The organism is Bartonella refiksaydamii (assembly GCF_902652675.1).
Lineage (GTDB): Bacteria > Pseudomonadota > Alphaproteobacteria > Rhizobiales > Rhizobiaceae > Bartonella > Bartonella refiksaydamii.
In genome coordinates, this window is the sequence record NZ_LR736300.1 from 1 (window position 1) to 20196 (window position 20196).

At 40.3% G+C, this 20196-nt stretch carries 18 protein-coding genes; 9 read left to right on the forward strand and 9 right to left on the reverse strand.

Annotated features, from left to right (window positions below):
* Positions 1 to 385: 385 nt before the first annotated feature.
* Positions 386 to 1288, reverse strand: a complete 903-nt coding sequence (locus GQO39_RS04925) for a polyprenyl synthetase family protein (RefSeq protein ID WP_156851180.1) — start codon at positions 1286 to 1288, stop codon at positions 386 to 388.
* Between the two features lie 345 nt (positions 1289 to 1633).
* Here GQO39_RS04925 and rpmF point away from each other — a divergent pair, with 345 nt between their 5' ends.
* Positions 1634 to 1813, forward strand: coding sequence for a 50S ribosomal protein L32 (gene rpmF / locus GQO39_RS04930; protein ID WP_004857790.1), 180 nt, complete (start codon positions 1634 to 1636; stop codon positions 1811 to 1813).
* 501 nt (positions 1814 to 2314) lie between these two features.
* On the opposite strand, the gene GQO39_RS04935 is transcribed toward rpmF, so the two are convergent.
* From GQO39_RS04935 to GQO39_RS04945, 3 genes are all read right to left on the reverse strand, one after another.
* On the reverse strand, positions 2315 to 2899 hold the full coding sequence (locus tag GQO39_RS04935) for a CarD family transcriptional regulator (protein ID WP_156851181.1): 585 nt from the start codon (positions 2897 to 2899) through the stop codon (positions 2315 to 2317).
* Between the two features lie 307 nt (positions 2900 to 3206).
* Positions 3207 to 3545: a ferredoxin FdxA gene (gene fdxA / locus GQO39_RS04940; protein WP_040298828.1), complete on the reverse strand. Its 339-nt coding sequence runs from the start codon at positions 3543 to 3545 to the stop codon at positions 3207 to 3209.
* Between the two features lie 21 nt (positions 3546 to 3566).
* Positions 3567 to 5156, reverse strand: a complete 1590-nt coding sequence (locus GQO39_RS04945; RefSeq protein WP_198039416.1) for a hypothetical protein — start codon at positions 5154 to 5156, stop codon at positions 3567 to 3569.
* 561 nt (positions 5157 to 5717) lie between these two features.
* Here GQO39_RS04945 and GQO39_RS04950 point away from each other — a divergent pair.
* Complete coding sequence (locus tag GQO39_RS04950; protein WP_156851183.1) at positions 5718 to 6629, forward strand: RNA polymerase factor sigma-32; 912 nt, start codon at positions 5718 to 5720, stop codon at positions 6627 to 6629.
* Between the two features lie 173 nt (positions 6630 to 6802).
* On the opposite strand, the gene GQO39_RS04955 is transcribed toward GQO39_RS04950, so the two are convergent.
* On the reverse strand, positions 6803 to 8356 hold the full coding sequence (locus GQO39_RS04955) for a M48 family metalloprotease (RefSeq protein WP_156851184.1): 1554 nt from the start codon (positions 8354 to 8356) through the stop codon (positions 6803 to 6805).
* A gap of 159 nt (positions 8357 to 8515) precedes the next feature.
* Here GQO39_RS04955 and GQO39_RS04960 point away from each other — a divergent pair, with 159 nt between their 5' ends.
* The 3 genes from GQO39_RS04960 (at position 8516) to GQO39_RS04970 (ending at position 11492) form a co-directional block, all read left to right on the forward strand.
* Positions 8516 to 9151, forward strand: a complete 636-nt coding sequence (locus GQO39_RS04960; protein WP_156851185.1) for a thiamine diphosphokinase — start codon at positions 8516 to 8518, stop codon at positions 9149 to 9151.
* Between the two features lie 101 nt (positions 9152 to 9252).
* A complete protein-coding gene (locus GQO39_RS04965; RefSeq protein WP_007552898.1) occupies positions 9253 to 9660 on the forward strand; it encodes a YMGG-like glycine zipper-containing protein in 408 nt (135 codons plus the stop codon).
* Complete coding sequence (locus GQO39_RS04970; protein WP_156851186.1) at positions 9660 to 11492, forward strand: ABC-F family ATP-binding cassette domain-containing protein; 1833 nt, start codon at positions 9660 to 9662, stop codon at positions 11490 to 11492. The genes GQO39_RS04965 and GQO39_RS04970 overlap by 1 nt, the downstream gene beginning before the upstream one ends.
* A gap of 35 nt (positions 11493 to 11527) precedes the next feature.
* On the opposite strand, the gene GQO39_RS04975 is transcribed toward GQO39_RS04970, so the two are convergent.
* Together GQO39_RS04975 and GQO39_RS04980 are read right to left on the reverse strand one after the other, a co-directional pair.
* The gene (locus tag GQO39_RS04975) at positions 11528 to 12091 is read right to left on the reverse strand and encodes a GNAT family N-acetyltransferase (protein WP_156851187.1); all 564 of its coding nucleotides are present in this window, start codon (positions 12089 to 12091) and stop codon (positions 11528 to 11530) included.
* Positions 12092 to 13265: 1174 nt separating this feature from the next.
* Positions 13266 to 13523: a DUF2312 domain-containing protein gene (locus GQO39_RS04980; protein WP_007552894.1), complete on the reverse strand. Its 258-nt coding sequence runs from the start codon at positions 13521 to 13523 to the stop codon at positions 13266 to 13268.
* Between the two features lie 236 nt (positions 13524 to 13759).
* Between GQO39_RS04980 and GQO39_RS04985 the strand changes: the two genes are divergently transcribed.
* Both GQO39_RS04985 and pyk read left to right on the forward strand, forming a co-directional pair.
* Positions 13760 to 14305 (forward strand): DUF1036 domain-containing protein, encoded by a 546-nt coding sequence (locus GQO39_RS04985; protein WP_007552893.1) that lies wholly within the window; start codon positions 13760 to 13762, stop codon positions 14303 to 14305.
* Entirely contained in the window at positions 14302 to 15738 is a 1437-nt protein-coding gene (gene pyk, locus GQO39_RS04990; protein WP_156851188.1) for a pyruvate kinase, read from the forward strand. Before GQO39_RS04985 ends, pyk begins: the two co-directional genes overlap by 4 nt.
* Positions 15739 to 15910: 172 nt before the next feature.
* On the opposite strand, the gene GQO39_RS04995 is transcribed toward pyk, so the two are convergent.
* Positions 15911 to 16288 carry a cell division protein ZapA gene (locus GQO39_RS04995; RefSeq protein ID WP_007552891.1) on the reverse strand — a complete coding sequence of 126 codons (378 nt, stop codon included), beginning with the start codon at positions 16286 to 16288 and terminating at the stop codon, positions 15911 to 15913.
* Between the two features lie 12 nt (positions 16289 to 16300).
* A complete protein-coding gene (locus tag GQO39_RS05000; protein WP_007552890.1) occupies positions 16301 to 16576 on the reverse strand; it encodes a DUF4164 domain-containing protein in 276 nt (91 codons plus the stop codon).
* 331 nt (positions 16577 to 16907) lie between these two features.
* Here GQO39_RS05000 and tkt point away from each other — a divergent pair, with 331 nt between their 5' ends.
* Both tkt and gap read left to right on the forward strand, forming a co-directional pair.
* The gene (gene tkt / locus GQO39_RS05005) at positions 16908 to 18914 is read left to right on the forward strand and encodes a transketolase (protein WP_156851189.1); all 2007 of its coding nucleotides are present in this window, start codon (positions 16908 to 16910) and stop codon (positions 18912 to 18914) included.
* Positions 18915 to 19079: 165 nt separating this feature from the next.
* Positions 19080 to 20087 (forward strand): type I glyceraldehyde-3-phosphate dehydrogenase, encoded by a 1008-nt coding sequence (gene gap, locus GQO39_RS05010; protein WP_007552888.1) that lies wholly within the window; start codon positions 19080 to 19082, stop codon positions 20085 to 20087.
* Positions 20088 to 20196: the final 109 nt, after the last annotated feature.

Here is a 20196-nt window from a genome sequence, read left to right on the forward strand (position 1 = left end):
AGTGTTTTTTTTAGAAGGAACTCTAAAGAAATCTCAGCGCGAATATTAACTATCATTATTGTGAACGTTTCATGTGATTTAAGAGTTGGATAACATTTTGATTTATAGTGATAATTTGCTATTCCTATTGAATAGGATTCTCGGCTTATTGTAGGATTTTTTCATTTTAAATTGGTGTATATTGAATCAATCAAAATCATATCTTTGCTCGTCACAAAGGAGGGTGGTGTATAAAAATCGTTTAAGAAAGGAATAAATGTCTCTCATGAATGCTTTTAAGCGCCAAGGGTTGTTGGCAATATTGAGAGCTGATAAATAGAATAATAGTGTTTGCCTTGTATTTTTATTAAGTAGAGATGGTGGTGCACAATGGAGCAGATTGAGATTAATTTTTTCGTGTTGCACTAAAGTGGGCAGCCTGTTGAAGTGGTTTTGCTTTAGCTCCAAAAGGGTATAAAAGTGCTTCTGCTTTAACGATGAGTTCGTCCAGCTTTTTTTGTGTTTCTTCAATGCCATAAAGACGAACAAAAGTCGCTTTATGCGCTGTTTCATCTTTACCCGCGGTTTTTCCTAGGACTTCGCTTTTGGCGGTGACATCTAAAAGATCATCCGTCAATTGAAAGGCTAAACCGAGATATGTTCCAAAAGTAGCAAGTTGTTTCGTTAATTCTTTGGATGCATTGCCGATTATTGCACCTGCTTGGCAAGCAAAGCTTATCAAAGCGGCTGTTTTCATGCGTTGTAGAGTGATAATGTTGGTGCCCTCTTGTGGTTTTTTTTCCGCTTCAAGGTCAAGCATTTGTCCGCCTACCATACCACCAACTCCTGCAGATTGTGCAAGAGCTGTAATTAGTTCTATTCTGGTGACAAAGGGAAGTGCACTGGCTTTATGGGCAATAATTTCAAAGGCAAATGTTAGGAGAGCATTGCCTGCTAGAATTGCTGTTGCTTCATCAAATGCTCTATGAACTGTGGGTTGTCCGCGTCGGAGTGTGTCGTTATCCATAGCGGGAAGATCATCATGAATGAGTGAGTAACAGTGAACACATTCTAAGGCACATGCAATATCAAGAGAGTGTTCAGTAGGGATATCAAACAGTGCCGCACTTTGCATAACAAGAAAAGGACGTAAACGTTTTCCACCATTCAGTACACCGTAGCGCATGGCTTGGATGAGGATTTCAGGACGGGCAATTTCACCATTTTGAACTTGATCACTTAACAGTGTATCAAGTCGCCTTTCAACGGTGCGCCTATGTTCTGCAAGAAGGGTGGTAAATTCATGCATTTATGCTTCCTTTATTTTTAAAAATGGGGTTCTGGAATTTCAAAAGAGAGGCTTTTTCTTATTTTGGTCCTTTTGCAGAGGTTTTTATTAAAAATTAATTACTCGTTTATACCTACTGTAAGCGGAAGTCTCTGTTAAAGCCAAACAAAAATTGTATGAAAACCTCATGAGAAGGCTTCAATCAGTGCAAGAAACTGTCATTTTTGGTAATAATATTACCATTTTTAACATTGTCTCTTCTTTTTAATCAGTGTATAAGGCTATCAGATTTTCTAATTTTTTGACAAAGGCTTTGTCGTTTTTGACATTGCCTCTTCTTTTTTAGTGGATTTGGAGTGTCTCTTTATGGCTGTACCTAAACGAAAAACCTCTCCTTCGAAGCGGGGTATGCGCCGTTCGGCTGATGCCTTGAAGGCGCCAACTTATATCGAAGATAAAAATTCTGGTGAATTACGTCGCCCCCATCACATCGATTTGAAGACTGGGATGTACCGCGGGCGTTCAGTTTTGCCACCTAAAGATTGAGATTTTATCTCCCTACCAGACTGAGGTTTATTTGATCATAGGCGGGCGCGTGTGCTGGTGATACGCTCTTTTCGGTTCTTCTTTTAAAAAGGGGGGTACCGATGGTAAGGCTTTCCTATTGTACGGTAGATTTGCAGCTTTTGTGTCATCTTGATAAAGATGACTTGAAAGGTTGTGCGTGCCAATTTATGGGGCATATGCCCTAAAGATTCAGTAAAAGTCCTTGATCGGTACAAGTAGGCTTGGTAACGGAATTATCTTTCTGAATACATCTTAAATTCATTCGATAAAGAGTGCTACAGGAAGATTAAAATATCATTTTTGATATGAGATGTAAGTCTGTAATGTTATTCATGTCGTGGACAATTCCACCAAAATATTTTGAGATGAAGTAACTTAGCGGATTTCTCATCAAATGTCTTTTTGTTTATGAAGACTTATGAATAAAAAAACCAGCATATCGCTGGTTTCATTTTATTATAAAAATATCTTAGCTTATTATTACGCAGCGTATACAGTATTGCTGTTCGTATTAGCCTCATCTCTCTCAGATTTAAATTCGCGCTCTGGCTTGTTTGAGAGATGCATTTCTATGAGATTGATGGCTTCTGTTTCGGAAAGATTATTAATAACAGCAATTTCACGAGCCATTCTCTCTAGTGCAGCGGTATAGAGCTGGCGTTCGGAATAAGATTGTTCAGGCTGCAGATTTGAGCGAAAAAGATCACGCACCACTTCCGCAATACAAATAAGATCACCTGAATTGATTTTAGTGTCATATTCTTGAGCACGGCGTGACCACATAGTTCGTTTGATCCGTGCTTTTCCGCGCAAGATTTTTAATGCGCGTTCGACAGAATCAACAGCAGACAATTTGCGCATTCCAACAGAAATGGCTTTCGCAATCGGTACTTTGACATCCATTTTATCTTTTGCAAAATGAATAACAAAGAATTTTAATTTATGTCCTGCAACTTCTTGATCTTCAATCGCTACAATTTGTCCCACTCCATGGGTAGGGTAGACGATATATTCAGAGGTTGCAAATCCTTTAGCATTGGAGGACGTTCCGTGTTGGGATGCCATATTTTAGTTTACTCCCTTTATGACCAAAAAATGTACCGGAAGGCAGGCTATGAACCTGAACGCTGAATGTTCTTTAACCAAGTATAATATACAAATTTAATGAGCATAAAAGTTGAGTACTTTTAAATTCAACAAAAGCACTTTGCTTTATAGGCAAAAAGCAAAGAGAAAATACTTAGAAAGATGATCATGTTAAAATAGCATTAACATCAAAATTCAAAAGAATCAATCATTTCGCTTAAGAATTTTTATTTTTACAAGAGAATATTCTCAATTTTTGAAGGAGTTCTGTGTGCACTGTAGGTTATTATTCACCGCTGCCTGGATTTTCTGAAAAATACTTTTCTAATTTATCCGGAACACCATCCATTTCTTTTGCTTGAGGAAGCGGGTCTTTTCGGGTGGTTAAATTAGGCCATTTGGTTGCATATTGAAGATTGAGCTCTAGCCATTTTTCTAATCCTGGTTCTGTATCAGGCTTAATGGCTTCTGCTGGACATTCTGGTTCGCAGACACCACAATCGATACATTCATCGGGATGAATGACAAGCATATTTTCTCCTTCGTAAAAACAATCAACAGGGCAAACTTCAACGCAATCAGTATATTTGCAATGAATGCAGTTGTCGGTTACTACATAAGCCAAGATCAAACTCCATTTGTTATTTTAGTGATCTTTGGAAGAAAATGTATGTGTGCTTTTATCATTTGTGAGTTGATCGCGTAGCGCAGCTAATTTTGCAAATGGTGAATCAAGATTCGGGTGCATTTCTCTCCTAGGTGGTTTATTATTTGCACGTTTGGTATGAGATTTGCTGGACTTATAAGAGTGTTTGGTGTGTAATGGTGCTTCTTGCAGGGTATTTTCATTCACGTTTGCCCTTTTCTTAAAAGATTTTTTTTGTTTGTTTTGCCATTTGTGTCCAGATTTATCACGGTTTTTGTGTGCGTGGTTGTGAGAATGATGATGATAACGCCATAGTAAAATGACTTTATCTTCTGTTGCGATACGTTTTTGTTTGGCAAAGTCGCCCACAGGTTCGGATGCTGGTAAACAATCTACAGTGTTGACTATGATATTGGGTTGCGTTCCAACACAAGTGGATAAGACACTTTTTTCTCCTTGTGTTGTTGCCAAGATTTTCATTGTTTGCCATTGGTCACCAACGCATTCTGCCACAGGAACATCTTCTGTTGTGGTACATGCATGGGAAAAGGCTTCGTGTGCAAGGATGTTTTGTTCAAATACAGCACTGTTGATGGCATGCGCTTGATAACCAAGTCCTTTAAGAATCTCTTCCATATCGGTTCCATTGGCTCCAAGAATAGACATCATTGTGGATGTAACAAAAAAACTTTTGCCATCATAGGCGCCATCGGGTTTTGGTTCACTCCCTTGTTTCCAATGAAGTGTAGGGCGGATAAGGTTTGCAAGACGCTCTAAAATATCAACGCGCACAGCACGCTGCCCTAAGATTCGATAACCGGCTAACTGATAAAATTGACGGTTATATGTGGGATCAACAACGAGGGAAGTTCGTCCCGCAGACAAAGCCGCAAAAATTTCATTCAAGCCAGCTTGGTCATGACCTTCATTTTGAAGGTTCCATAGCAGAGTAATTGCTTGGACAGGAGCGGGTTTAAGCATTCCTATAACATAGATATGAAAAGCACCAAAACGCACACCTAGCCGCCGGAGCACTGCCCGCGATTCTTGGTTGAGACCTTTAACGATTTCAGCTACTTCTCGACGAGGTAAGATTCCTAAAGAGTTGACAAGTTGTGCGGCAAGGCTGCTTGTTGAATCCGTCAAGCTATCGGCATTTTGCAAATCAAACAGTGGTTTTAAAGCCGTTTCAAAATGAAAAGTCACAAAACGCTCTAGTCGTTTCACTACATTAGTGCGGGCTTCTCCTGTTAATTGAGCATCTGCTAGAACAACGAGTTTGGGTTTTAAAAAATTCTCTGTTGCAACAAGTTGTCCCACCGGTTGACCAATCCAACGCACAATTCCATCAGAACTGAGTTTAAGGTCTCCATTAGCACAAGCACAGAAACGCGTTGCACGTTTGGTAAAGGTGAGAATCAAATCTTCATCTCTCACATCTGTTAAGTTTGGCGTGTTAATTGTTTGAGCAGTATTGTTCTTATCGGCATAAAAACGAAAACCTTCAAATCTGCCATTCCCGTGTTTTTCAATAAAAATATCATCTTGAAGAATCTCATTGCGTTGAACAATCTTGCTATCCATGATCATTTTCTTTCTCAGTGCTACACTGGTAAAAGCTTATTCTTGACAATTTTATCATTGTGCTGCTCCTTTAACATGTTTGTTATATTTGCTTCAATCTTTCTTGTTGTTTTTGCAGCTTCTTTTTATTTTTAAATTTTAGGTATTTCTCTTTTTATTCATTTTTTGCGTGTTATATATGTTTAATGCACGCATTAATTGTATTGCGAAGCTGAAAGTATAAAATAAATTCTTTGCTCAAAAAGCAAGTAAGTCGATAATTAAACAAAACAGTATTTATTTTAGCTGGCTAGCTTATTTTTTCGTTCTTTTCTTGAAGAGGTGAAGACAAAGCTTTTTCGCGCATTTCTTACGGGTAAGAGGCGTATATTATATCGCCGTTTTGCTCATGAATCTGTATATTCTGATAATAAGTTTTACAATGACTGTAAAAAAACAATTGCGATTATAAATTTACACGCTAAAGTAGTGATATAAAAATTACAACTTTTACGTTCTTTTTTTTGAAAAAGAAAGATGGTGTCGTTGCCAAATCAACTTTGATAATTTTAATCGCAAGGGGTTATTATGGGTAATCTTTCAAATGCTGTCTATAAAAACAGTAAAAATTATAACGGCGTAGATAAAAGCTTGGGACGCGATATGATGCGTTCTGCTATGCAAGCACCTTATCTTGAACGACAAAAAGAGCATGATTTAGCTCTGCGATGGAAAGATAAACGCGATGATGACGCTATGCATCAAATTGCAGCGGCGCATATGCGTTTGGTGATTGCAATTGCTAACCGTTTTAAACGTTTTAAAATGCCGTTGGGGGATCTGGTACAAGAAGGTTATGTGGGCTTGCTGGAAGCTGCTGCGCGTTTCGAGCCTGATCGGGAGGTCCGTTTTTCTACTTATGCAACGTGGTGGATACGTGCTTCTATTCAAGATTATATTTTACGAAATTGGTCTATTGTTCGAGGGGGAACCAGTTCTTCGCAAAAAGCGCTTTTCTTTAATCTACGACGTTTGCGGGCGAAATTAATACAGGATGATAGTGCTTTAACTAAACAAGATATTTTTCGCACGATTGCTGAAAAACTTGGAGTTTCAGTCCGTGATGTTGAAACGATGGATTTTCGTTTTTCTAGTTCTGATAATTCTTTGAGCGTTTCTGTTTCTGAGAATAGTGACAACCCCATTGCTAAAATGGATGCTCTCGTGGATGATAGCCCTCTTCCTGATGCCTTAATTGAGCAGGTGATTGACGGACAACGGCGTACACAATGGCTTTATGATGCGTTGCAAATTCTTAATGAACGTGAGCTTGAAATTATTCGTTTTCGTCGCTTGAATGAAGAGGGAGCTACTTTAGAAGTTTTAGGTGAAAAGTTGGGAATCTCGAAAGAGCGAGTGCGTCAAATTGAAGCACGTGCTTTGCAAAAGCTACGTTCTGCTCTCCTTACGGTTCATTCAGCAGATGCATATGAGATATAAGCATTGAAGGTTTTTCAAGAAGACAATCTGAAGTGAGGTTGGGCAATAAGAAGTGTGTGAGAGCCATGGGGGATGGTTTCAAAGGTTAACGAGATCCGCGTGGGAAAAATATATTAAGAATTGTATAAGAAAGAGGATAGGAGGGAATCAAAAGGACAGACAAAAATGGGGGATTACTCTGTGATAATCTTAACGTTTGTACCTACGGGTAAAGTTTGGGTTGGGGAGAGTGCGTTGAGAATGCGAAAAAGTTTTTCTTTATGCGTTGTATTTTGCATTTTATTGGCAAGGCTTGCAACGCTTTCTCCCTGTTTAACGCTCACAACGCGGATTCTCAAGGGTTTTAGCTTTTTTAACTGTGATGATGTAAGGGGATGAAAGCTTTGTACTGTTCTTTCGGCAATCGCTTCAAAGTTTTGAGAATCATGTGGGGATGCGGTAAGGAAGCGAAAGAGGTGTTTGTTGAATAAAATGACAACTACATCAAATTGCCATTGCTTATTGGCCGCATGGGCATGTGCTCCAAGAAGACCTTGGATTGTTATTGGGCGGACAGAGGACTCATCAAGCCCCATAATCCAGCCACTTTTTAAGTAATCGCTTGCAGAGATTTCATCAGTATGTGGTAGTGCATCAAAACGAATGGCAGTTTTACCCATTCCGCTGGCCCAAACAGTGTTCTCTGAAGTCTCTATTATGAAATTGTCTGGAACGGAAAAAGTTACACGCAGTTGCGGGTGGATAAATTGGTTTTCTCGTACAAAACCTGTATGAGAGTTGCCACCGAAAATTATGCCATCAATGCTTTTGAGAAAAGAATCACGATTAGTGTTTTTTATGTTTGCTGTACTTATTCTTCGTGCTTTTTCTATCGCACGGAGAATCCGTTGCGGAGTTGTTGGGTGTGTTGCTAAAAAGTCTAAGGAAGTATTTGAGGTTCTGGAGCTATTACGAAAGGCATTATAGGCTTCTAGTGATTGTAAAAAACGTGGTAATGCGAATGGGTCATATCCTGCTCGTTTGACCATTTCGAGTGCGATTGAATCGGCTTCCAGTTCCTGATTGCGTGAAAATTGCGCAAGTTGTTGCTTGTTGTTAATGGAGTTATGAGGTTTTTTTTCGTTGGAAGAGAGAAGGTGTGGTGACATATGATTTGTCATCTTCAATTCGGCTTCTTTTTTTAGGCGTAAAATGCCGTGATTGGCAATAATATGGGCTATCTCATGGGCTAAAATTGCTGCAACTTCTGAAGAATCATTGGCTAAGGCTAACATGCCACGGGTTATGTAGATGTAGCCGCTTGGGAGAGCAAAGGCATTGATACTCTCGGAGTCTAAAATTGTTACAGAATAGCTTTGGTGAGAACCTTGTGACACAACCGTGAGTTTACGCACAATATTTGCTAAGAGGCGTTCAAGTTTTGCATCATAGTATGCGCCGCCATATGTTTGTAAAATGCGGGGGTGTTGTATAGCTCTTAATGTGACATAGATATTGTTTTTGCTGGTACATTTAATTGTTTCAGAAGAACTTGAAGAAAAAGGTATGTTGTTAGGTGAGAGACGCGTATGACAAGCAGAAAGGAGAAGCATTAAGCTTATGAGAGTTGCTTTATACATTTGGGGGCGAAAAAGAAAGTCTCGTTGAAAAAGTGGGCACTTTTGATCGTTGTGTACTGTGTTTTCTAGGTGCACTGGGTTTTCTGATTGTATTTTGGCAAATTTCATTTGTATCTTTGTATGTGTTTTTTACAATAAAGGAGCTTTTGGGAAAGAAGCTTTTTGAAGAGGATTCTTTTCGGTTCTATCATGGTTATTATCTATAAAAAAAGTCTATTTTTATAAATAACGCTATAAGAAGAAATCTTACGAAAGGCAGAGTATGGCATGACAGCGTTTACAATATTGTTAAATGGAAATGTTTGTATCACTGATCGTTTGCGTAGCCAAATTCACAACAGTAGAGTGATTGCTGCCGATGGTGGAATGCGTCATGCAGCAGCGCTGAATGTGATTCCTGAGTTGTGGTTGGGAGATTTCGATTCATCTGATCAGTCTCTCATAGACAAATATTGTGATGTTTCGCGTGAGGTTTTTCCTTCTGATAAAGATATGACCGATAGTGCTCTGGCATGTGAAAGAGCTCTGCAAAATGGTGCCAAAAGGCTTATTTTGTGTGGTGCTTTTGGTGGTGAAAGAAGTGATCACAGTCTTTCTCATATGACGCAAGCATTGGTGATGGCCGAAAAGGGTATTGCAGTGTTGTTGACGAGTGGTTTTGAAGAAGGCTGGCCGGTTTTGCCAAAGCCTTTTTCGTATGATTTACCTGAGGGGTGTCTGTTTAGTATTATCGGTTTTTCTGATTTACACGGATTAACCCTCTCAGGTGTAAAATGGCCTCTCTGTGACAAAAATGTGTCATTTGGGTCTTCTTTGACACTTTCTAACCGTATTTGTGGAACCTTTTCTTGCCAATTAGGTTCTGGAAAAGCTATATTGTTGGCGTCTGTACCTATTCCATAGAGTGCTTCCGGTATATTTGAATAAGGCAGAGGGGGGCAGTGATTAAGTGCCGGCATGAATAATATATTTATGTATTGATCTCGAAAAGGAGAGTTTTTTATATGTTAAAGTCAATTTTAAAAGTAGCAGTTGTTTCAGCCATCGGTTTAAGTACAGTGGCTTGTTCCGTTAATGATCAACGTGTTGCCCGTTATGGTGTAGGTGGAGCAGCAATAGGTGCTTTAGCTGGAACAGCAATTGCTGGAAGCACGCCTGGAGCAGCGCTTACGGGTGCAGCATTTGGTGCTTTGGCGGGAACAGTGACAGGTGCTGCTGTAAATCAACAAAGACAGCAAAGACAGGTTATTGTTCAGCAGTCACCAATGTGCACATATCGTACTCACAGAGGTGAGATTTATCAAGCACCTTGTGCTCACCGAGTCCAAGCGCCACATATGCCAAAATTGTGCACTTACCGTGATGGAAGAGGTGTTAAGTATCAGGCGCCTTGTTCTAGACGCGTTCGTTAATGGCGGCGCCGCTGCTGCGGCTTGACCGCATTTTCCTAACTTTTGGATCGACCCCCTTGCTCGACCACGCTTGCTTGTCGGTAGAGCAAGGGGCGCGTATTGCATTGGTGGGACGTAATGGTTGTGGAAAGTCTACGCTGCTAAAAATTGCGGCGGGGATAAGTGAGCCCGGTGATGGGGAAATTTTTCGCCACCCTCGGGTCACTGTTCGTTATGTCTCGCAAAATCCTGATTGTTCAGGCTTTGAAAATATTCACGCCTTTGTAGAAGCTGGTCTGGATGATGCACCCGATGTGCAATGGATAAACACACTTCTGGCAAATCTTGGTTTTTCAGGAACTGAGAAGTTGGAAACGCTTTCTGGTGGGGAAAAGCGCCGTGTTTCATTGTTGCAGGCTATTGCAGCAAAACCAGATATTCTTTTGTTGGATGAACCAACCAATCATCTTGATTTACCAACCATCGAATGGCTTGAGGGTGTTTTGTGTTCTTTGCGTTCGGCCATTGTGGTAATTTCGCATGATCGGCGATTTTTAGAAAATGTTACGCATTCAACAGTATGGCTTGATCGGGGAACTACAAAGAGGTTGGAGAAGCGTTTTTCAGAGTTTGAGAATTGGCGTGATAAGGCGCTTGAAGAAGAAGCTTTAGAACAACATAAATTGGGACGACAGATTGCTCGTGAAGAACAATGGTTGCGCTATGGGGTAACGGCACGGCGTAAACGTAATGTGCGCCGTTTAGGGGTGTTAAAAGAATTAAGACAGCAGCATCAAACCTATAAGGGGCAACCGGGAAATGCACTTTTGACAGCTGCCAAAAGCCATAATTCCGGTCAATTGGTGCTTGAAGCAAAACGAATTTCAAAATCTTATAATGATCACGTTATTGTGAAAGATTTCTCTTTGCGTATTCAACGTGGAGATCGGATTGGTTTAGTGGGTCCCAATGGTATTGGAAAAACAACATTACTTTCTATTTTAATTGGCAAAGAAGAGGCCGATAGTGGAACGGTGAAGCATGGGTATAACCTTTCTATGGCATTGCTTGATCAACAGCGTACTTTAAATGGAGAAGAAACTTTAGCGCATTATCTCACGGGAGGGAGGGGGGATACTCTTTTGATCAATGGGCAAGAGCGGCATGTTGTTTCTTATATGAAAGATTTTTTGTTTTTACCTGAACAAGCGCGCACACCACTCAAAGAATTTTCAGGTGGAGAAAGAGCGCGACTCATGCTTGCACGGCTGCTGTCACGTCCAGCGAATTTTTTGATTCTCGATGAACCGACCAATGATTTGGATATGGAAACATTGGATTTGTTACAGGAGTTTATTGCCGATTTTGCGGGGACAGTACTGTTGATCAGTCATGATAGAGATTTTTTAGATCGCACTGTAACGCATGTGTTGGCGCCTCAAGGTGATGGCCGCTGGATTTTATACGCTGGTGGTTATAGTGATATGATGGCACAGAGCAAGCAAGCTGTTTTAGCGCGTAAAGAGTTCTCAAAACCTCATGTGCAAAATCATACAAAACAGGGGCTATCGAGGGAAAAAATGGTGTCCCGCAAATTGTCTTACAAGCAAGTTTATGCGCTGGAAAAATTGCCTGAACAAATCGCTGCTTTACAGAACGAGATAAAAAAAATTGAACAAGAACTTTCTGATCCAGCACTCTATAGTTGTGATAAAGCTCGTTTCGAGAGTCTTTCTACAATGCTTCAAGAAAAACAAGCACTTTGTATGCAAAAGGAAGAAGAATGGTTAGAACTTGAACTTTTGCGCGAAGAAGTAGAAAAAGAAAAGTCTTCGGGGTCTCGTGAGGCCTGAATATTATCTTACTTTGAATATTTTGCAAAAACACCTTATTCTGATTTATTAATGGAGACGTAAGAATCATTAATTCGAGAGGTTAGAATGTGATCTCTCCATTCACCGGCAATCATCAGATAATCTCTGGCACGGCCTTCTTTTTCAAAACCAAGGCGCTCTAATAAAATTCTACTTTTGATATTCTCTGGCATGGTGTTTGCCATAATTCTATGCAAGCGATAGACATGAAAGACATGAACGATCAGGGTAGATAAAATCTCGAACATGAGGCCTTTGCTTTGTTGTTTTTCATCAAGAGAAAAACCAAGATGACAGGCTTGAAAAACACCACGAACCACATTTGTAAAGTTAACGACGGCAATGATTGTGCTCTCATTTTTTAATCGTACGGCATATCGGTATGCTTGTTCTTGAGCACTCTCATAAGCGAACGCATTTGCTCGTGTTTTCCAAGCTGTTAGGGTATGGTAGTTATCGGGTTTTTCCGGTTCAAAAGGATGTAAATAATTCGCATTGCGCAGGTAATAGGAGGACAATTCACTTGCATCTTCTAAACTGATCAATGTGGAAATTGTTCGTTTTGTTTTGATTCCCATAGTCCTCTCCTTATAGAAATTTATGATCCCGCATCTTTGTCATGTAATTTTTCAAATGCCTTTTTCCTTTTTGATGAAATCAGCCTCGAAAAATAGTAAATCAACTATAAATTTTATCAAAAACGACAACTTTTGCATAAGGGATGGTAGAATAGAGTAAAAAGTTAAAAGTCGTTGCACATAATTTTATTTTAATAATGTATTGTTGTTCTTGATTACACTTTACGGTGGTTTTTATATTTTTAAATTCCCCACTTTATGAAGCTCTTATGAGCTTACTATAAGATGGAAAGCGTCTTGTTTATTATTGGTTTGATATTTTAATACATAAGTTCATTTTACGCGTACTAACGATGTTCTTATTGCTGCTTGTGTATAAATTTGGAATGCTCAATATGTCAATATATTGGTGATTTGATCCACTATGGTGAATTTGTTACTCTGTGACGGTTCAGTATTTTCTTAATCTTAAGTGATTGTGCAATTTACTTTTAAACATCATTTTGCTTTTTTATATCTTCAACTGTTTACGTCCTATTCTGGTTTTGTATCGGCTTTTGTCATTTGATTTGTGCAAAATGCAATATAGTATAGCTCAATGTCTTTGCTCCAACCTCGTTTTTCTCCTTACTTCGCGTTTTGCATGACCGATTGAAATATAAGAACTCTTCTGGGTTTAAGAGAGAGTATATGATCTTCTATGCCGTTTAAGGGGTTCATTTTCAAGTTGCGCAATGTCTTGCCGATATTTTTGTTGCACATTGCACGTTGTTAAAACTTCTAGCAGAAATTTATGGGGATTATTCATTTTTTCCATTCCCTCTTTTATTTTGAGAAAATGTCTGGTGTCACCAATGGTGTTAACTCATAAAAAGCCATTTTTAAAGTTAGACGGCTGCCTCTTCTTTGTCCGTTTATGATCTTTGGGGAAAGAACGGCGTTTTGCAAATTATTTTACAAGCAGGTTTGTTGCGTTGAAAAGTTGCTTGAACAAATCGCCGCTTGATAGGACGAAATGAAGAAATTCAACAAAGATTCTCAGAGCCAGCGCTGGATTACTACGATAACGCGCGTTTTGAGTGTCTGTCGACAGCGCTGGAAGAGAAGTTTTTGTGCGCAAAAAAATATATGTTGGAACTTGAATTTTTATATGAAAAAAAGATACACGCCTGTGCTAACTCATCCCAAGCGCGTTTTTATAAAGTTGGATGACGGCTTCTTCTTCCATGCGTTCATGATCTTCTTTTTTACGCAACCGTATAATGCTTCGAACAGCTTTACTATCAAAACCAGAACCTTTCAGTTCTGCATAAACTTCTTTAATATCATCGGAAATGGTTTTTTTTTCTTCTTCTAGCCGTTCTATACGTTCAATAAAAGCACGTAATTGGTTTACGGATATAGCGTGTGTTTGGTCAGTCACTGTATTCATTGCATGTTTCTCCAGATAATCTATGTTAAGCTATTTTTGGCGATAAATTTGTGTTGGAAAAGCTTGAAAAACAGAAAATTAATCAAGCTGTACACTTTTTTTACAAATTGTCTTTAAATATTTTGTAAAATTTTGAAAATCTGCATTGACAAAAAGGCAATAAGGACCAGAAAAGAATTAAAGATATCTCTGTCTACATTTGAAAAGTTCTTGAAAAAAAAGAAAAGAAGGGATGTATGTTTTGTTTTAAGGACTTATGTCATAAAGGGAGTTTTATGGTTGACAAAAAGCAGCCCAGAAATCGGCAATGGGTGTTGCAGCAAGGACTGAGGGTTTTTCTCTTGAGCGTTCTGCTTTTTTTTCCGCTTGTTAATTTTGCAAAAGCTGATTTTAGAGTTTGTAATATGACCCAGCAGCCTGTTGGTGTTGCCCTTGGCTATCGTACGCTTTCAGGTTGGGTAAGCGAAGGATGGTGGATGGTACCCGTAACAGAGTGTAAAACTTTAATTGATGGTCCCCTTGCTTCGCGGTATTATTATTTTTATGCGGAGGGCGCACAGAAAAAAGGGAACTGGCCCGGTTCTGTAACTATGTGTGTGCAGGATAGTCAGTTTACCATTCAAGGGGTTCATGATTGTTTCCCCCGAGGCTATCAAAAGGCTGAGTTTAAAGAAATTGATACAGGCAATCAAATTAGTTGGATGGTGCAGTTGACTGATGAGTCTTTGTTTGGTGATTCGGTTGTACATTCTTCTCGTCTTTCAGGAGATTTTTCACCATGAAGCGCGCACGTAAGGTAAAAATTATTGCCACTCTCGGTCCTTCTTCTTTTTCCATTGGGATGATTGAAAAACTTTTTATGGCTGGAACAGACGTTTTTCGTCTGAATATGAGTCACACTGACCGTAAAACAATGTGTGATTTGGTAAAGCGCATACGGCAGGTAGAAAAAAATACTCAACGACCAATCGGCATTTTAGTGGATCTACAGGGACCAAAATTGCGCATTGGCTGTTTTGCTAAAGGTCAAGAGAATTTGCGTGTTGGGCAGAATTTTACCTTAGATGGTCGTGATGTACTTGGCGATGCACAACGTGTTTTTTTTCCGCACGCAGATGTCCTTACGGCTGTTAAACCGGGGGATCGGCTGTTGATTGATGATGGAAAGTTGGAACTGTGTGCGCAAGTTTGTGATGGTCACTCTGTTCAGTGTCGTGTGGTTGCTGGAACGTACATTTCTGATCGAAAAGGCGTGAGTCTTCCCGATACAGTTTTACCTTTTGGTTCGATGACATCAAAGGATAAGGCTGATCTTCAGGCTCTTTTAGAACAACCCGTTGATTGGGTTGCACTTTCTTTTATTCAACGTCCAGAAGATATTATGGAGGTGCGTCGGTTGACAAAAAGCAAAGTGGCTTTGATGGCTAAAATCGAAAAACCGCAAGCTTTGGAACATATAGAGAAAATTATTGATGTTTCTGATGGTATTATGATTGCACGGGGAGATCTCGGGGTGGAAATACCGTTGGAAAAAGTTCCTGCTATTCAAATGGAGCTGATAAAGGCTTGTCGTTTAGCTGGAAAGCCTGTTGTGGTGGCGACACAAATGCTCGAGTCAATGATTACATCTTCTGTTCCGACACGTGCAGAAGTATCTGATGTTGCTACAGCTGTTTATGCGGGAAGCGATGCCGTGATGTTGTCTGCTGAATCTGCGTCTGGTCTTTATCCTGAAGAGGCTGTGCTTATGATGGACCGGATTGCTCGGCAAATCGAGCAAGATCGCACTTATGCAGCTCAGGTTGGGGCACAGCATCCTGCTCCAGAAACAACGGGAACAGATGCGATTTCTCTTGCGGCGCGCCAGATTGCTGAAACACTAGCATTAGCAGCTATCGTTGCCTATACTGCTTCAGGGACAACGGGTGTGCGTGCATCACGGGAGCGTCCGAATAGACCCATTATTGCTTTATCTCCTATTGTGGAAACAGCGCGGCGATTGGCTTTGGTTTGGGGGCTGCATTGTGTTGTCACTGAAGATGCGCGAGATTTGGAGGATATGGTTGACCGAGCGGCGGCGATTGTCTTTCAAGAAGGTTTTTGCCAAGTAGGAGATCGCTTCCTTGTGACAGCAGGCGTTCCCCTTGGTACACCTGGTGCTACAAATTTATTGCGTATCGCTTCTGTTTCTCAAGACGGAATGAGAGGTGTTTAAATAGCAACACCTACTTGTCCTGCTTTGCTTTTTCTTGAAAGAGCAGTTTGTTCATCTACTGCTACTGCTTTTGTAATTTGCACGATTTTTTACCATTGTGCTGCTACAATTGGGATGATCATGCTAGTCTTTGAGCATTGTTTTTCTGGTTGGTAAAAGCACAGTTGCGCGTTTATGAGTTTTCTTGTTGTTGAAAATCAATATTGTTTTGTTCATCTTTGAGCAATTGATTGGTGAGCTTTTCAATCCGCTCCGTTGTATTTCGTACAATCTTTCCCATGGTACGATCCCTTTCATTATGAAGTCGTAAAAGAGTCTCGTAATCTTCTTGTAGTTTTTTATTTTCTCGTTTTATTTCTTCCATTTCGTCAATAATCATAATGCCGGCCATAACCGACAGACGGTGGTCACCAATTTCGCCAAAATTTTTCTTCAAATGTGTGATATATTGGTCTAATCGGGCTGCAAGTTCAATAAGGTGGTCTTCTTGTCCTTTATTGCAAGCCATGCGATAATTTTTACCATCAATTGTGACTGAAACGGTTTCCATGTCTTTAAACCTTTATCTATCAATTATGACACGAATCGTTTCCATTGCTTTGATTAAACGTTTGGAAACTTCTTTGTTCACTGCTTCTAGCCGCTCGACTTGGGCTTCGGCTTTGTCAAGCGCTTGGGCAAGATGGCTACGATCAGCGTTCATTCGTTGAATTTCCTCTTCCCATTCGTTGTTTTTATCAATAACGGCATTGCGGTTTATAATGGTGAACTCTAAGGTTCTTAGTGCTTTTTCCAGTTGCTCTAAAGCTTGTGGCAGAACCGTAGTTTCTTGGTTCATGATATTTTTATCCTTTAGGTAATTGTATCCTTTATCAGTTCTTTATGCAAAAACGAATCATTCATTATTCTTTTCTTGCGTGAATTTTATTTTTAAGTATGTAGGACATTTTAGCAAGCAAAGCAGGGGATACATGTTAATTAAAAGCTGGATTTTTTGAGAGTATTGGCATAAATGTACTGTATATGAAGGATGCGTGAGGGGAATGTTATTAATGTTATCTTAAGTGATAAAGTCTCATGCTGAGGATTAAAAAACAGTATTTCTCAAAAAATTAAGAGAATACGGAAGAAGCAATAAAATAACTGTTTAACGAAATGGTCTATCATTCATGACAAATACAGAACAACAGAATCAGATGGCCAATGCTATCCGTTTTCTTGCTATTGATGCGATTGAAACAGCAAATTCTGGTCATCCTGGTTTGCCAATGGGAGCAGCTGATATTGCTACCGTTCTTTATACAAAGTTTCTTGCCCATGATCCTAAAAATCCTCATTGGCCCGACCGTGATCGTTTTGTGTTATCTGCTGGGCATGGGTCTATGTTGCTTTATGCCTTACTGTATCTGTCTGGTTATGAAGATATCTCCCTTGAGGATCTCAAAAATTTTCGCCAATTAGGGTCAAAGCTTGCTGGGCATCCAGAGTATGGGCACGCTGTAGGAGTCGAAACAACCACTGGACCTCTTGGGCAGGGATTGGCTAATGCTGTGGGGATGGCGCTTGCTGAGCGCTTGCTAAATGCGCGTTTTGGTGATCTCATCAACCATTACACTTATGCATTGGTAGGGGATGGCTGTCTTATGGAAGGGATTTCCCAAGAAGCACTTTCTCTTGCGGGACATTTAAAACTCAATAAACTTATTGTGTTGTGGGATGATAATAATATTTCCATTGATGGAGAAATTTCTCTTGCTGATAGTACAGATCAAATAGCGCGTTTTAAAGCGTCTGGTTGGGATGCATATAAAGTTGATGGGCATGATCAAGCAGCACTCGCACGTGCCATTGAGGTTGCTCGAAATTCCGATAAACCAACTTTGATCGCTTGCAAAACAACTATAGGCTTTGGAGCACCAAATAAAGCGGGAACCAATAAAGTCCATGGAGCTCCTTTAGGAGCACGAGAAATTGCTGAAACCCGTATCGCTTTGGGGTGGGATGTTGAGCCTTTCGTTATTCCAGCAGATATTCTCGATGATTGGCGTTTGGCTGGTCTCAATGCTGCTAAAAAAAGACAAAAATGGGAAGAAAAATTAGCTGCTCTTCCTGTGTCAGAACGGGTGGAGTTTGAAAGGTTGATGCGGGGTGATCTCTTGGGCGGATTTGATGGCGCTATTGATGCTTATAAACAGCGCCTTAGCGAGGAGTGCCCTGTTGTTGCTACGCGTAAAGCTTCGGAAATGGCTCTTGAAGTTATCAATGAAATCGTTAGTGAAACAATTGGTGGTTCTGCTGATTTAACCGGATCTAATAATACAAAAAGCAGCCAGATGAAAAGTATTTCTGCTGAAGATTTTTCAGGGCGCTATCTGCATTATGGAATTCGCGAACATGCGATGGGAGCGGTGATGAATGGTCTTGCCCTTCATGGAGGCTTTATTCCCTATGGGGGAACCTTTTTATGCTTTTCTGACTATATGCGTCCTGCCATGCGCCTTTCTTCTCTCATGGGTTTGCGGGTGATTTATGTCATGACCCATGATTCTATTGGTCTTGGTGAAGATGGTCCTACCCATCAACCTGTGGAGCATTTAGCTTCCTTGCGTGCAATGCCTAATCATCTGGTTTTTCGCCCTGCGGATGCTATGGAGACGGTTGAGTGTTGGCAATTGGCTTTGAAAGCACGAAAGACACCTTCCACTTTAGCTTTGAGCCGACAAAATTTACCACTTTTGCGACAAGAATATGAAGAAGAAAATCTTTGTATGCTTGGCGCTTATGAATTACTAACAGCAAGTGATGATGCGCAGGTGACTCTGTTTGCTTCCGGTTCAGAATTGCAAATTGCGGTGAAGGCGCATGCTGTTTTAGAGGAAAAAGGTATTCCAACGCGAGTGATTTCTGTGCCTTGTTTTGAGCTCTTTGCGCAGCAATCTCTCTCCTATCAGCGTGCTCTCATTGGGGATGCTCCAATTAAAGTTGCCATTGAAGCTGCCGTTCGGCAAGGATGGGATCGCTTTATTGGCTGTGATGGTGTGTTTATTGGTATGGAAGGGTTTGGTGCAAGTGGGATGATTGATGCGCTTTACGCGCATTTCGGTATCACTTGTGAAAATGTGGTGGCTACTGTTGAAAAAGAGCTTGGAAAACTCAGTAAGGAAAATATGAAATGATTGTTCACGTTGCGATGAATGGTTTTTGTGTTGGTACAGTATTTTGTGCACTATTGTGACAAATGGACAACAAGATATTGAAGTTGTGGCTGTTAATGATTTTGGGGGTTGGTGAAAACTAATGCCCATTTGTTGCGCTATAAAAATTGATAAGGAAAATGTGAAATGACTGTTCGCGTTGCAATTAATGGGTTTGGGCGTATTGGACGCAATATTTTGCGTGCCATTGTGGAAAGTGGGCGACAAGATATTGAAGTTGTGGCTGTTAACGATTTGGGGGCGGTGGAGACCAATGCCCATTTGTTGCGCTATGATTCAGTCCACGGGCGTTTTCCTCGCCCCATCAAGGTTGTGGGTGATGCCATTGATGTCGGGTGCGGTTTGATAAAGGTATACGCAGAGCGTGATCCAGAAAAATTGCCTTGGAAGGCTTTGGATATCGATATTGCTTTGGAATGTACGGGCATTTTTACTGCGCGAGATAAAGCAAGTGCGCATTTGGATGCTGGGGCAAAGCGGGTTCTTGTTTCTGCGCCTTCTGAAGGTGCAGATCTTACAGTGGTTTACGGGGTAAATCATCAGTCTTTGAGCAAAGAGCATCGGGTTGTTTCTAATGCTTCTTGTACAACCAATTGTTTGGCGCCTGTTGCCCAAGTTTTGCACAACATAGTTGGAATTGAAAAGGGGTTTATGACAACAATTCATTCTTATACGGGCGATCAACCTGTGTTAGATACAATGCATCGTGACCTTTATCGTGCACGTGCAGCGGCTCTTTCTATGATTCCTACGTCAACAGGTGCAGCAAAGGCTGTGGGGTTGGTCTTGCCAGAATTAAAAGGGTTGCTCGACGGTGTGTCAATTCGCGTTCCAACTCCTAATGTTTCTGTTGTTGATTTGACATTTACCGCTAAACGTTCCACAACAATTGAAGAAATAAACACTGCCATTTGTTCTGCTGCACGCGGTGCGCTTGCGGGCATTTTGGACTATACGGAAGAAAAGCTTGTGAGTTGTGATTTTAACCATAATCCACATTCAGCTATTTTCCACAATGATCAAACCAAGGTGATTGATGGTAAGCTCTGTCGTGTTTTGGTTTGGTACGATAATGAATGGGGGTTTTCTAACCGTATGAGTGATACTGCTGTGGCTTTTGCCAAAACAATATAAAAATGGGACACGAAGATTCTCTATTTTATAAAAAAGTTCATTTTTATAATGAAAATTAAGGTATTTTTTTTTGAAAAAAATGAGTAAAGATTGTTTTTTGTACGCTAAG

What these genes read in the sequence shown, in the direction of transcription:
- GQO39_RS04925 (WP_156851180.1), bottom strand. Translation starts at nt 1,288, where the DNA reads ATGCATGAATTTACCACCCTTCTTGCAGAACATAGGCGCACCGTTGAA.
- rpmF (WP_004857790.1), top strand. Translation starts at nt 1,634, where the DNA reads ATGGCTGTACCTAAACGAAAAACCTCTCCTTCGAAGCGGGGTATGCGC.
- GQO39_RS04935 (WP_156851181.1), bottom strand. Translation starts at nt 2,899, where the DNA reads ATGGCATCCCAACACGGAACGTCCTCCAATGCTAAAGGATTTGCAACC.
- GQO39_RS04945 (WP_198039416.1), bottom strand. Translation starts at nt 5,156, where the DNA reads ATGATCATGGATAGCAAGATTGTTCAACGCAATGAGATTCTTCAAGAT.
- GQO39_RS04950 (WP_156851183.1), top strand. Translation starts at nt 5,718, where the DNA reads ATGGGTAATCTTTCAAATGCTGTCTATAAAAACAGTAAAAATTATAAC.
- GQO39_RS04955 (WP_156851184.1), bottom strand. Translation starts at nt 8,356, where the DNA reads ATGAAATTTGCCAAAATACAATCAGAAAACCCAGTGCACCTAGAAAAC.
- GQO39_RS04960 (WP_156851185.1), top strand. Translation starts at nt 8,516, where the DNA reads ATGACAGCGTTTACAATATTGTTAAATGGAAATGTTTGTATCACTGAT.
- GQO39_RS04965 (WP_007552898.1), top strand. Translation starts at nt 9,253, where the DNA reads ATGTTAAAGTCAATTTTAAAAGTAGCAGTTGTTTCAGCCATCGGTTTA.
- GQO39_RS04970 (WP_156851186.1), top strand. Translation starts at nt 9,660, where the DNA reads ATGGCGGCGCCGCTGCTGCGGCTTGACCGCATTTTCCTAACTTTTGGA.
- GQO39_RS04975 (WP_156851187.1), bottom strand. Translation starts at nt 12,091, where the DNA reads ATGGGAATCAAAACAAAACGAACAATTTCCACATTGATCAGTTTAGAA.
- GQO39_RS04980 (WP_007552894.1), bottom strand. Translation starts at nt 13,523, where the DNA reads ATGAATACAGTGACTGACCAAACACACGCTATATCCGTAAACCAATTA.
- GQO39_RS04985 (WP_007552893.1), top strand. Translation starts at nt 13,760, where the DNA reads ATGTTTTGTTTTAAGGACTTATGTCATAAAGGGAGTTTTATGGTTGAC.
- pyk (WP_156851188.1), top strand. Translation starts at nt 14,302, where the DNA reads ATGAAGCGCGCACGTAAGGTAAAAATTATTGCCACTCTCGGTCCTTCT.
- GQO39_RS04995 (WP_007552891.1), bottom strand. Translation starts at nt 16,288, where the DNA reads ATGGAAACCGTTTCAGTCACAATTGATGGTAAAAATTATCGCATGGCT.
- GQO39_RS05000 (WP_007552890.1), bottom strand. Translation starts at nt 16,576, where the DNA reads ATGAACCAAGAAACTACGGTTCTGCCACAAGCTTTAGAGCAACTGGAA.
- tkt (WP_156851189.1), top strand. Translation starts at nt 16,908, where the DNA reads ATGACAAATACAGAACAACAGAATCAGATGGCCAATGCTATCCGTTTT.
- gap (WP_007552888.1), top strand. Translation starts at nt 19,080, where the DNA reads ATGACTGTTCGCGTTGCAATTAATGGGTTTGGGCGTATTGGACGCAAT.